We start from the raw sequence: 11792 nt of genomic DNA, 5'->3' as shown, positions 1-11792 counted from the left end.
GAACATTTTTTTCATAGGGGGAATTCCTTGCTGACGTTATCGCGCCCCTCCCGGCGGGGAAGGGCGCGAAGGTTCAGGCGGTTTTACGCCAACGGCTGGTCAGGCGCTTCTCAACCTCCACCACCAGGAACATCGCCACGCCGATGGCGAGAGTGACGAACCAGTAGCGCAGCGGCAGCCCTTCGGTACCGAACATCGTCTGCATCAGCGGGACGTAGATGATGACCAGCTGCATCAGCAGCAGCACGCCGCTCACCAGCCAGATACCTTTATTGCGCAGCAGGCCCATGTTGAGCGAGAAGCTGTCGCTGCTGCGGCAGTTGATCATATACACCCACTGGGCGGTCACCAGCATCTGCAGCAGCACGGTACGGATAAACTCCGGGCTGTGGCCGCGCGGCGCCAGCCAGGCCTCAAGGATAAAGGCGGCGACGGCGATCATCGTGCCGACGAACGCCACCCGCCAGACGGCAAAGGCGTCCATCACGTGCTGCCCGGTTTTACGCGGCGGACGGTTCATGGCGTTGCGCTCGGCGGCTTCAAAGGCGAGGCCGAAGGAGAGCGTGGCGGAGGTCGCCATGTTCATCCACAGAATCAGCACCGGCGTCAGCGGAATAATGTTCCCCGCCAGCAGGGCGATGATAATCAGCAGCCCCTGCGCCAGGTTGGTGGGCATGATAAACAGGATGGTCTTCTTCAGGTTGTCGTAGACCCGACGCCCCTCTTTGACCGAGCTGGCGATGGTGGCAAAGTTGTCGTCGGTCAGCACCATATCGGCGGCTTCTTTGGTGACCTCCGTCCCTTTGATCCCCATGGCGATGCCGACGTCGGCCTGACGCAGCGCCGGCGCGTCGTTGACGCCGTCGCCGGTCATCCCGACCACTTCGCCGCTGTCCTGGAGGGCTTTCACCAGCCGCAGCTTGTGCTCCGGGCTGGTACGGGCGAAAATATCGTACTCGACGGCGGCTTGTGCCAGCTCGGCGTCATCCATGTGCTCCAGACGGTAGCCGGTCATCGCCTGGCTGCTGTTGGTGATCCCCAGCATCTGGCCAATGCTCATCGCCGTCTGCGGGTGATCGCCGGTGATCATCTTCACGCGGATCCCCGCGTTCTGGCAGGCGTGAATGGCCTCGATGGCCTCCGGACGCGGCGGGTCCATCATCCCGGCGATGCCGAGGAACACCATGCCTTCGCCCAGATCATCGTGGGTCAGCGTCGTGCTGCCGGCGGTCGCCGGCTTGCCGGCGGCGGCAACCATGCGCAGGCCCTGGCGGGCGAAGCGCGCCATCTCATCTTCCCAGTACTGCAGGTCGAACGGCACCGCGCCCTGCTTGCTCATCTGCTGGCGGCACATGGCGAAGATAACGTCCGGCGCGCCGGTCATCAGCACCCGCTCTTCGTCGCCAATCTGCTGCAGGGTGGCCATATATTTGTACTGCGAGTCGAACGGAATTTTGGCAATCAGGCGCGTCTCAACGGGCGCCAGCTGCGCTTTCGCCGCCAGCACCTTCAGCGCGCCTTCGGTCGGTCCGCCGGTAATGCCCCACAGCCCGCGTTCGTCCTTGATGATCTGGCTGTCGTTGCACAGGTCGATGGTCCGCAGCCAGCTTTCCAGCACGCTGCCCGGCTTAATCTGCACCGGCTCGTCGCTACCTTCGAGGCAGATATCGCCCTTCGGCTCGTAGCTGTCGCCTTCGACGCGGTAGCAGCAGTCGGCGGTCACGATCGCTTTGACGGTCATTTCGTTCATCGTCAGGGTGCCGGTTTTATCCGAGCACACCACGGTCATCGCTCCGAGGGTTTCGACGGTCGGCAGCTTGCGGATAATCGCCCGCTGCCGCGCCATCGCCTGTACGCCGAGGGATAAAATAATCGAGATGATGGCCGGTAAACCTTCCGGTACCGCCGCCACCGCGAGGCTAATCAGCGACAGCAGCAGTTCGCCAAGCGGGATGTCGCGCAGCGCCAGGCTAAAGATGAACAGCGCGGCCATCATCGCGAGGATGATGACGAAAATCGCTTTGCCGAGCTTGTCCATCTGCACCAGCAGCGGCGTGCGGTGCTTCTCAATCCCCGCCATCATCTGGTTGATATGGCCGAGCTCGGTCTGCTGGCCGGTGGCGGTCACCACGCCAACGCCAGCGCCGGCGCTAATGGTGGTGCCGGAGAAGAGCATATTGGTACGGTCGCCCAGCGGCAGCTCGCCCTGCAGCGCGTCGGTGGTCTTATCCACCACCGTCGATTCGCCGGTCAGGATCGCCTCCTCCACCCGCAGGCTGTGGGTTTCAATCAGGCGCATATCCGCCGGGACGCGGTCGCCGGCGCGCAGAATGACGATATCCCCCGGCACCAGCTCGCGGGTCGCCACGGTTTCATGCCTGCCGTTGCGCTGCACCCGCGCATCGCTGGCGAGCATGTTGCGAATGCCCTGCAGGGATTTTTCGGCGTTGCTCTCCTGCACGTGGCCAATCAGGGCGTTGATCACGGTGACGCCAAGAATAACCAGCGTATCCACCCAGTGACCCATCACCGCGGTGAGCGCAGCGGCGGCCAGCAGGACAAAAATCAGGACGTCGTTAAAATGCGCGAGAAAGCGCAGCCAGCCCGGCTTGCCTTTCTTTTCCGGCAGCGCGTTAGGGCCCCAGCTTTCCAGGCGCTCTGCTGCCTGGGCGGAGGTCAGGCCCTCGGCATGACTCTCTTGCTGCGCCAAAACTTCAGCCACGGTCTGCTGATAAGCCTGACGGGATGCGGCCTCCCCTGAAGGGGGCGTATTACGGGGATTTATCTTTTTGGTCAAAATAAATTTTCCTTATAAATTCCGTGAAGCGGAAAGCCTGAAATCATTTCTGGCCAATAAAATATTATAATTTCACGGGGCGAGAGAAATGACCCTGAGGAAATTTTTAATCTCTCGCAAAATTCAAAATATGTGATAAGTTGTTTCTCAAAGCAACTATTACAGAAGATTAATAAACCTATATTAAACGAGGCCCATTATGTTTGGAATCTACCGCGGGCGCCGCCTGGTGCTGTACATCCTGCTGGCTATCATTATCGCTACACTGGTAGGCTATAGCACCTATAGTTTTGTAAAAGCGACGATATAATAATGACTTTAATTTACATTAAAGTGTTATTAACTTAATCACAAAAGTATCGATTTAAATTAACAGAAAAATTAAAATTGATGCATCAGATATAATACAGAGAGGAGAAAATAATTGCCGATGAAAGCATATTGCGTTAAAGAATATTTTACCCGACAATATGTTTTTTAACTGACGATTAACAAGTAATGAAACATCCGCTTGAAACGCTGATCACCGCTGCCGGTATCCTGCTGCTGGCTCTGCTCTCCTGCCTGCTGCTGCCGGCCCCCTCCCTTGGGCTCACGCTGGCGCAGAAGCTGGTTGCGACCTTTCACCTGCTCGATCTCAACCAGTTCTACACCCTGCTGTTTTGCCTGTGGTTTTTAGCGCTGGGCGCGATTGAATACCTGGTGCTGCGCTGGGTCTGGCGCCGCTGGTTTTCCCTTGAGCGTTAGTCCGGTGAAATCGCGCATCCCCGCCACCAGCGCCTCGCACCACGCGGCATAGTCGTGGCCGCTGGAGGAGGGGTGGAAGCTGACGCGATAGCCTTTGTCGCGCAGCACCCGCTCAAACTCCTGCGTATTGGCATAAATCCCGCCGTCCGGCCCCGCGGTCTCAAACTTGCCCGCCTGCAGCCAGAAGCGCACCGGATAGCGCGGCGACTGCTGGTACTGCCGCGTCAGCCAGCTCGCCTCCTCCCCCTTCGGCGCCCACCAGTACGACCCCGACAGGCTGAGCACGTTGGCAAACTGACGCGGATAGCGTAGCGCCACCCATGAAGCGGCCAGGCCGCCGTAGCTCGAACCGGCGACCACGGTTTTTTGTCGGGTCGGGTTCAGCCCCTGCTGGCGCAGCCAGGGCAGCAGCTCGTGGGCCATAAAGTCGGCGAAGAAGGGATTGGGCGGCAGCTCTTTGGCCCGCCGCGGATGGTCGAGGCTGTCGATAAACACCACGTTAATCGGCGGCAGCGCGTGGCTGGCGATCAGGCTATCGAGGACGTTGGCGAAGTGGTATTCATCCTGGTAGGTTTTGCCATCGAACAGCATCAGGGTCCAGCGCGCCGGCTGCGGCAGGCGCGGGCGATAGAGAGTCACCTCCCGGCTGTTGTGCAAAAAGTCGCTGTAGAGCTGATGGCGGGTCAAGGTGCCGTAGCGCAGCGGCTGCGCCATCCGCTGCGGGGTGCAGAAACGCGCCGGGTTGAGAGCCAGCAGCGAATAGCGGTTCCAGCGATCGCGGGCGGCGTTAACGCTGTGCGGATTCAGCGGATCGGCCTGGGCGCTGACCAGAATTGCCCGCCGCTGATCGCGCGCGCTGCCGTCAATCACCGGCACGTCCGGCGCCAGCTTGTACTGCATCAGCGTATCCGCCGGGACCACGTAGCTGCGGAACCAGACGTCGGAACTGCCGAGACGAAACAGCGGATCGTGATCCCCCGCCGGCGATCCCAGCAGAAACACGTTGCGGCTCGCCCCGCGCCACAGAAAGGTAACGCGCTTATGGCCGGCGTCCAGCGCCTCAACCATCGGCGTTCCCTCCTGCTCGCGCTCCTGCCAGAAGCCCACCGTTGAGCCCCCCGCCGCCAGCTCCTGCATCAGACGCTGCAGACGCGGGCTAACCGGGTCCAGAGGCTGGTTTTTTGCCAGCGCGGTGGTCTCCTTCATCCGCCACTGAAAGCGCCAGCGGGCCCCCTCTTCGCCGTGCAGCACCAGCGCCGAGGGACGGTTAACCGGCAGAGAAAACAGCACCGTCTGCTCGCCGTCCGCCGGTCCGCCCGCCAGCAGCGTGCGCAGGCGGCGGTTGTGCTCATCCAGCAGGCGGGCATCCGTTACGCCGGAGAGGGTCGCGGTGACGTAGTTTTCCCCCAACGTCGGCAGGTCGAAGCAGACCTCACCGCTGGCATCGAATTTTCCCTGCAGCTCTCCCTGCAGCGAGGGAGACTCGCAGTTCATTGCCGCCGCCGGTAGCGCGCTCATCCCCACCAGCAGACCACTCCATGCCATCTTCATTGCCCGATTATTCCTGTAAGAATTTGTTAACAACGCTAATGCAAATAGGAATGATTTGCAATAACATCTGGGCGGTTGGTGATGACCGTTACATTTTCCCTTAGCGGAAAAACGGGTTTCTATGGCAATTAAAACCAAGGATGTAGCTAAAAATATGTTTAACAATAATAAGATAACTAAACTCTGGGTCACGGGTATGGCGCTGGCTTCCTGCGCGGGGCAGGTGCAGGCGGCGGAGGAGACGCTGGTGGTCACCGCGGGCGGCGGGGAAGATCCTACCGCGCCGCTGAAGGGCATCGTGGCGACAAAAACGCTCTCGGCCACCAAAACCGCCGCCGAGCTTATCAAAACCCCGCAGTCGGTCTCGGTAGTCACCCGCGATCAGATGAAGGCCCTCGACGTCACCTCGGTATCCCAGGCGCTGCGCTACAGCGCCGGCGTCTTTACCGAGTATCGCGGGTCGTCCAACCGCAACGACGAGGTCTTCGTGCGCGGCTTCAGCTACGTGCCAAAGTATCTCGATGGCCTGAGCTACGGCGCCACCGCCTCCTCGCAAACCGGCACCTTCGATCCGTGGCTGCTGGAGCGCGTGGAGCTGGTACGCGGCCCGGCCTCGGTGCTGTTTGGTCAGGTCAATCCCGGCGGGCTTATCAGCATGACCAGCAAACGCCCCACCGCCCAGCCGGTTCACGAGGTGCAGTTCCGCACCGGCAACAACCATCTCGCTGAAGGCGCCTTCGATTTTGGCGGCCCGCTGAGCGATGACGGCAGCCTGCTGTATCGCCTGAACGGTATCGCCCGCACGCAGAATAACCAGGTTGACGACTACAAAGAGACGCGGATGGCGATTGCGCCGGCGCTGACCTGGTATCCCAACCAGGCCACCCGCTTCACGCTGCTCACCAGCTATCAAAAAGATCCCGATGCCGGCTACCGCAACTTCCTCCCGCGCTACGGCACCGTCAGCAGCGTCGAGGGGAGCTATATTCCGCGCGATTTTAACGTCAGCGATCCTAACTATGACCAGTCGTGGCGCGAGCAAACGATGATCGGCTATGAGTTTGAGCATCAGCTCAACGACACCTTTACGCTGCGCCAGAACGCCCGCTACGCCACCATCAAGCAGAAGTACCGCTATCTGGTGTACACCACCAGCGACGCCAACAGTTCGGTACTGTCCCGCCGCGCCCAGCGCGAGGAGCGCCAGACCGATGAGTTCGGCATTGATAACCAGCTTGAGGCGCAGTTTACCAGCGGCCAGCTGGCGCATACCGTCATCGGCGGGCTGGACTATAAGACCAGCAAGGATAAACAGTACCTCGGCCGCGCCGGCGGCTCGCAGTACGATATCGACTGGCGCCATCCGGCGTACGGCGTTAACGTCGACGAAAGTACCTTCAGCACCGCCAGCGACGAGCAGCAGAATCTCGACCAGGTGGGGGTCTACCTGCAGGATCAGCTGAGCTGGGAGAGCTGGGAGCTGCTGCTTTCCGGGCGCTACGACTGGGCGGAGGTGCGAACCACCGACTTTACCGACGCCAGCCGCAGCCAGAAAAACGACAGCAAGTTCACCTGGCGCACCGGCCTGCTCTACGCCTTTGATTTCGGCCTCTCTCCGTACATCAGCTACAGCACCTCCTTTGAACCTAACCTGCAAACCAACCGGGCGCCGGGGGTAGGTCCGTTCGACCCGAGCGTGGGCAAGCAGCTGGAGGTCGGCCTGAAGTATCAGCCAAACCAGAATGCGCTGATGACTCTCGCGATGTACGACCTGACGCAGAGCAACGTCGCCACCTACAACAGCGCGGCGGGATGGTTTGAAAACAGCGGCAAGGTGCGCTCAAAAGGGATTGAGGCCGAGGCCCACGCCACGGTCTTCGACAACCTGAACCTGATTGCGTCCTACACCTGGACCGACGCCGAAACCGTCAGCACCACCGTGGCGGGAACCGAAGGGAAAACGCCGGCGCGCATCCCGACGCATATGGCGTCGGCGTTCACCAGCTATACGCTGCCGGGCGGCGCGCTGAAAAGCCTGACCGCCGGGGTCGGCATGCGCTATATCGGCACCAGCTACGGTGATGCCAAAAACACCTTCAAGGTGCCGGCGGTGGATCTGTATGACGCCATGGTGAGCTATGAGCTAGGCGAGCTTAGCCCGCGCCTGCAGGGGGCGAAGGTGCAGTTCAACGTCAACAATATCGCCGATACCAAATACGTCGCATCCTGCGCCAGCGATAGCGCCTGTTTCTACGGTATTGGTCGGACGGTAACGGCGACGGTCAACTACGCCTGGTAAGAAAAGCATCCGCCGGTCTCCCCCGGCGGATGCGTCTCAATGCGCGCGGTGATGGTTTTCTTTGCGGTAGGCGCCCGGCGGCTGGTTAAACGTCCGGGTAAAGATGCGGGTAAAAGTCTGCTGCGAATCAAAGCCGTATTTCAGGCAGATATCGTAAACCCGCTGGTCGGTGTCGCGCAGGTCGCGCGCCGCCAGCCGCAGCTTACGCTCGCGGATATAGCGCCCCAGACTCTCCCCTTTATATTGTAAAAACAGTCGTTGCAGATGCCATTTTGAGTAACCGGAGTGGCGAGCAATATCGTCAATACGCAGCGGCTGATGCAAATTGTCATCAATCCACCCGACGATAGTCTCAATCACCTGAGCGGAAATAGTCATAAGTCCTCTCTCCTCTTAAACCACACTGGCGATTACCGCCACCAGGCATTAAATGATTGTGTCTTATCGGCGACCCAAACCGGCTCGCCCAGCATCGGCGTCAGCAAACGCCATGCCCGCTTTTCACTGGCCGCAGCCAGCCGTTTATAGGGGTCGTCCCAGCTGTGCTTTGCCAGCACGAAACGCCCGGCATGTCCCGGTAATACCGCGCGAGCGCCGAGATCGTCAGCTGCCTGCGCCGTCTCATCCGGCATCATATGAATATATTTCCAGTCCTGGTCGTACTGGCCGTTTTCCATAATCGCCAGATCTACCGCGCCGAACCGCTCGCCGATGGCCTTGAAATGCGGGCCGTAGCCGCTGTCGCCGCTGTAGTAAATTTTCTGCTGCGGCGTCACCAGCATAAAGCTGGCCCACAGCGTCTGATTGCGCTTGAGGCCGCGCCCGGAGAAGTGACGCGCCGGCAGAACGTGCACGGTGAGCTCATCGCTGACCTTCACCGACTCGTTCCAGTCCGCTTCGCTGATAATCGCCCCGTCCATTCCCCAGTAGCGCAGGTGCGAGCCAACGCCCAGCGGCGTGACCACGCGCTTAACTTTCGGCATCAGCGCCCTGATGGTGGCGTAATCGAGATGGTCGTAGTGGTCGTGCGAGATAATCAGCAGATCGATTTCCGGCATCTGCTCCGCGCGCCACGGGTAGTCGCCCGGGAAGGCTTTGTTGATAAACGAAAAGGGCGCGGCATAGCTGCTGAAGACCGGGTCAATCAGGATACGCTTGCCCGCCAGCTGCAAAAACCAGGAGGAGTGGCCGAGCCACACCATCGCGTCCTCCCCCGCCGGAAGGCTGGCAAGATCGGTATTAACCAGCGGCAGCGGCTGCTGCGGCCTGGCGTTTTCGCGTTTGGTCACCAGAAAATCCCACATCGCGGCCAGCATATTTTTCTGCCCGGTAAAGCTCGGCGTGGGCAGCTGGTTGTGAAACTGGCCGTCATGATAGTGCGGCGATTGTTCAACGAGGCTAAGCTGTGCGCCCTGTGGCGCCTTACCAAACCCGGCATTTAACACAAACGGTAAAGCTGTTGCTGAGGCTAATAACATGATGGCGACCACGCTGACGATGACACGGTTCATATTCGGACCAGGCGAAACCCTCTGACTGACCCAAAGGTTTTGCTATAAGACTTGATTATGAGTGAGTAAGCACTCATTATTAGGAAGAAGACGAAAGTCGTCAAGACGATTTTCAATTTTTGACATACACCGTTGCAGTGCCATCACCAGGCATGCTTAGATCCGGGTTTAATTACGTGTGAGGTAAAGCGCAGTGGCTCGTCCTAAGAGTGAAGATAAAAAGCAGGCGTTACTGGAGGCCGCAACCGCCGCCTTCGCCCAGTCAGGTATTGCCGCCTCAACGTCGGCCATAGCCCGCAGCGCGGGGGTTGCCGAGGGGACGCTGTTCCGCTATTTCGCCACCAAGGACGATCTGCTCAACGAGCTGTACCTCTCTATCAAAACCGGCCTGGTTGCCTCGATGGTGGCCGGGCTGACGCCGAACGAGAAGCGGCCAAAAGAGAACGCGCGCAACATCTGGAACGGCTATATCGACTGGGGTATTCGCCACCCGATGGAGAACAAGGCCATCCGCCGGATGGCGCTTAGCGAAAGGATCACCGACGAAACGCGCACCCGCGTTAAAGAGATGTTCCCCGAGCTCAACGAGATGTGCCAGCTGTCGATCAAGGCCATCTTCCAAAGCGATGCCTATCGCGCCTTCTGCGACGCGCTGTTTCTGTCGCTGGCGGAAACGACCATCGAATTTGCCAGCCACGACCCGCAGCGCGCCAGGGAGCTGATCGCACTCGGGTTTGAGGCCATGTGGCAGGCGCTGCATGAGGATGCCGCCTGATGACTCCCGATTCACTGCACGACAGCGCCCGGCGAATCGCGCTGACCTACCCGTTTACCGAGCACTGCTGGCCGTTCGGCCCGGAGTACGACGTGTTCAAGGTGGGCGGACGCATTTTTATGCTGACCACCCACGTTCGCGGCCGGGCGCTGGTGAACCTCAAGGCCGAGCCGCAAAAATCACTGCTGAATCAGGAGATTTATCGCAGCATTGAGCCGGGCTACCACATGAACAAGAAGCACTGGATTACCGTGGTTCCCGGCGCCGATATCAGCGAAGATCTGCTGGCAGAGCTGATTGACGATTCGTGGAACCAGGTGGTGAACAAACTGCCGAAAAAGGTCCAGCAGCGGCTGCGCCCTGAATGATTTTCAGCGCAGCGCGATAAGTGTTATCGCATTTTTGTCTCTTATCATTTCCCCGGCATCGCTGTACTCTTCCTTCACTGAACGCTCCGTAAGGGGCTGTAAACTCAAATTATCTTGAGATTAAACCTGAGGAAGAGTTATGGATATCGTATGCCGTCTTCTGCTTGGCCACTCCACCAAGGCATTTGATGCCAGCAAAAAACTGACCGCAGACCAGGCGGAAAACCTGAAAACGCTGCTGCAGTTCAGCCCGTCGAGCACCAACTCCCAGCCGTGGCACTTTATCGTTGCCAGCACCGACGAAGGCAAAGCGCGGGTGGCGAAGGCGGCCAGCGGCACCTACGTGTTCAACGAGCGTAAAATTCTCGATGCGTCTCACGTGGTTGTTTTCTGTGCCAAAACCGAGATGGACGATGCCTGGCTGGAGCGAGTGGTCGATCAGGAGGAGGCCGACGGCCGCTTCGCGACGCCGGAAGCCAAAGCGGGTAACCACAAGGGCCGCACCTTCTTCGCCGATATGCACCGCAAAGATCTAAACGACGCCAGCCACTGGATGGGCAAACAGGTCTATCTGAACGTCGGCAACTTCCTGCTCGGCGTCGCCGCAATGGGCCTCGACGCGGTGCCGATTGAAGGCGTCGATTTCGCCATCCTGGACGCTGAGTTCGACCTCAAGGCGCAGGGCTATACCAGCCTGGTGGTGGTGCCGGTTGGCCATCATAGCGTCGAAGATTTCAACGCCGCGCTGCCAAAATCACGCCTGCCGCAGGCAACCACCATTACCGAGATTTAATCGCCCCCGGCACGCCGCTCGCCGGCGTGCCAGATTCTTTCCGCGTAGCGGCCGAGCACGGCCAGCGACGCCGCCAGAATCAGGAAGAACACTACCTTATGCATGCTCCCCCAGAAATACTCGAAAAAGCGGGTATAGAGATTTATGGCGAGGAACGTCAGGCCAAACCCCCGCAGCATGCCGTCATCGGTTTTCAGGCTAATAGCGATACAGAGAGCCGCCGCCACGCCAAACAGCAGCGCCCACGGCAGCAGCTGCGTCGGCGAAAGGCCGTACCAGCTATCCAGATCGTGGTTGCCAAAAATCGACAAAATCCATAGCGCAATAAACAGATAGGTCAGGCCCGTCGCCTTGCTGACGCTAAACAGCCGCCGCTGGCGCAGCCGCTTTTGCAGAGCAAAACAGAGCGCCAGCAGCGCGCCGCCAAACAGCACGAAGCGAATCGGGTAGCTCATCCCCAGCCAGTAGGCGCCCCACCCTGATACATAGCCGGTTTCCGCCCCGAACCAGTTGCCGAGCGCCAGCAGAAAAAATAGCCATACCAGCCCGGAGCGGCCGATGTAGCCAATGGCGCCGTAAATCGCGCAGCCGGCGAGGAACAGCGGGGCAATATGGCCGCTGCCGTCATCCAGCCGTACGCCGAGCTGCCAGAGCGCCACCGCGGTAAACACAACGCCTGTAAAGAGGATCGCCTCGGTGCTGTAGTGCCACTGCGCTTCTCGCCGCTGGCGGCGAAAGCCCCAGGCATAACAGGCCAGGGCAATCACCGTTGGCAGGGCAATACGCGCCAGCGCCGAGTCGCTGAACAGGCTCACCAGCCAGGCGATCGCGTCGCTATCGGCGAACAGGCTGCCCAGCGCAATGAGCAGGCAGGCCAGCGCCGTCCAGAAGGCGTAGCGGCTCAAGCGCTGCCAGTCGAAGGGGGAACGAACCAGATGCGCGTTTAAAAGC

The 11792-nt window shown here is 59.8% G+C and carries 10 protein-coding genes; 5 read left to right on the top strand and 5 right to left on the bottom strand.

Translation table 11 applies throughout. From position 1 onward, the window contains the following. Nucleotides 1-73 precede the first annotated feature (73 nt). On the bottom strand, nt 74-2797 hold the full coding sequence (locus PFH44_RS19545) for a cation-transporting P-type ATPase (RefSeq protein WP_283825872.1): 2724 nt from the start codon (nt 2795-2797) through the stop codon (nt 74-76). A 498-nt stretch (nt 2798-3295) separates the two neighbouring features. Between PFH44_RS19545 and PFH44_RS19540 the strand changes: the two genes are divergently transcribed. Next, nucleotides 3296-3544: a DUF1158 domain-containing protein gene (locus PFH44_RS19540; protein WP_045854375.1), complete on the top strand. Its 249-nt coding sequence runs from the start codon at nt 3296-3298 to the stop codon at nt 3542-3544. Here PFH44_RS19540 and PFH44_RS19535 read toward each other — a convergent pair. Further along, the gene (locus PFH44_RS19535) at nt 3473-5095 is read right to left on the bottom strand and encodes an alpha/beta hydrolase-fold protein (protein WP_283825871.1); all 1623 of its coding nucleotides are present in this window, start codon (nt 5093-5095) and stop codon (nt 3473-3475) included. The genes PFH44_RS19540 and PFH44_RS19535 overlap by 72 nt on opposite strands. 154 nt (nt 5096-5249) lie before the next feature. On the opposite strand from PFH44_RS19535, the gene PFH44_RS19530 reads away from it, so the two are divergent. Continuing rightward, entirely contained in the window at nt 5250-7394 is a 2145-nt protein-coding gene (locus tag PFH44_RS19530) for a TonB-dependent siderophore receptor (protein WP_283825870.1), read from the top strand. Nucleotides 7395-7430: 36 nt separating this feature from the next. Here the strand turns inward: PFH44_RS19530 and PFH44_RS19525 are convergent, their stop codons facing one another. After that, nucleotides 7431-7772 (bottom strand): RamA family antibiotic efflux transcriptional regulator, encoded by a 342-nt coding sequence (locus tag PFH44_RS19525; protein ID WP_041144482.1) that lies wholly within the window; start codon nt 7770-7772, stop codon nt 7431-7433. A 32-nt stretch (nt 7773-7804) separates the two neighbouring features. After that, nucleotides 7805-8905 carry an MBL fold metallo-hydrolase gene (locus tag PFH44_RS19520; protein ID WP_045854373.1) on the bottom strand — a complete coding sequence of 367 codons (1101 nt, stop codon included), beginning with the start codon at nt 8903-8905 and terminating at the stop codon, nt 7805-7807. A gap of 193 nt (nt 8906-9098) precedes the next feature. On the opposite strand from PFH44_RS19520, the gene PFH44_RS19515 reads away from it, so the two are divergent. The 3 genes from PFH44_RS19515 to nfsB all read left to right on the top strand — a co-directional run bounded on the left by PFH44_RS19515 (nt 9099) and on the right by nfsB (nt 10841). After that, nucleotides 9099-9680, top strand: coding sequence for a TetR/AcrR family transcriptional regulator (locus tag PFH44_RS19515; RefSeq protein WP_133596679.1), 582 nt, complete (start codon nt 9099-9101; stop codon nt 9678-9680). Beyond that, nucleotides 9680-10048, top strand: a complete 369-nt coding sequence (locus tag PFH44_RS19510; protein ID WP_041144479.1) for an MmcQ/YjbR family DNA-binding protein — start codon at nt 9680-9682, stop codon at nt 10046-10048. Before PFH44_RS19515 ends, PFH44_RS19510 begins: the two co-directional genes overlap by 1 nt. Before the next feature lie 139 nt (nt 10049-10187). Continuing rightward, nucleotides 10188-10841, top strand: a complete 654-nt coding sequence (gene nfsB, locus PFH44_RS19505) for an oxygen-insensitive NAD(P)H nitroreductase (RefSeq protein WP_283825869.1) — start codon at nt 10188-10190, stop codon at nt 10839-10841. Here the strand turns inward: nfsB and PFH44_RS19500 are convergent. After that, nucleotides 10838-11792: DUF2157 domain-containing protein (locus tag PFH44_RS19500; RefSeq protein WP_283825868.1), on the bottom strand; the 955-nt coding region annotated here is incomplete at its 5' end. The genes nfsB and PFH44_RS19500 overlap by 4 nt on opposite strands.

It is taken from the genome of Klebsiella sp. Ech2A, assembly GCF_030078455.1.
Taxonomy (GTDB): Bacteria; Pseudomonadota; Gammaproteobacteria; order Enterobacterales; family Enterobacteriaceae; genus Klebsiella; species Klebsiella terrigena.
Note: the sequence above shows the minus strand (reverse complement) of the source record. Positions and strands in the feature narration are given on the sequence as shown.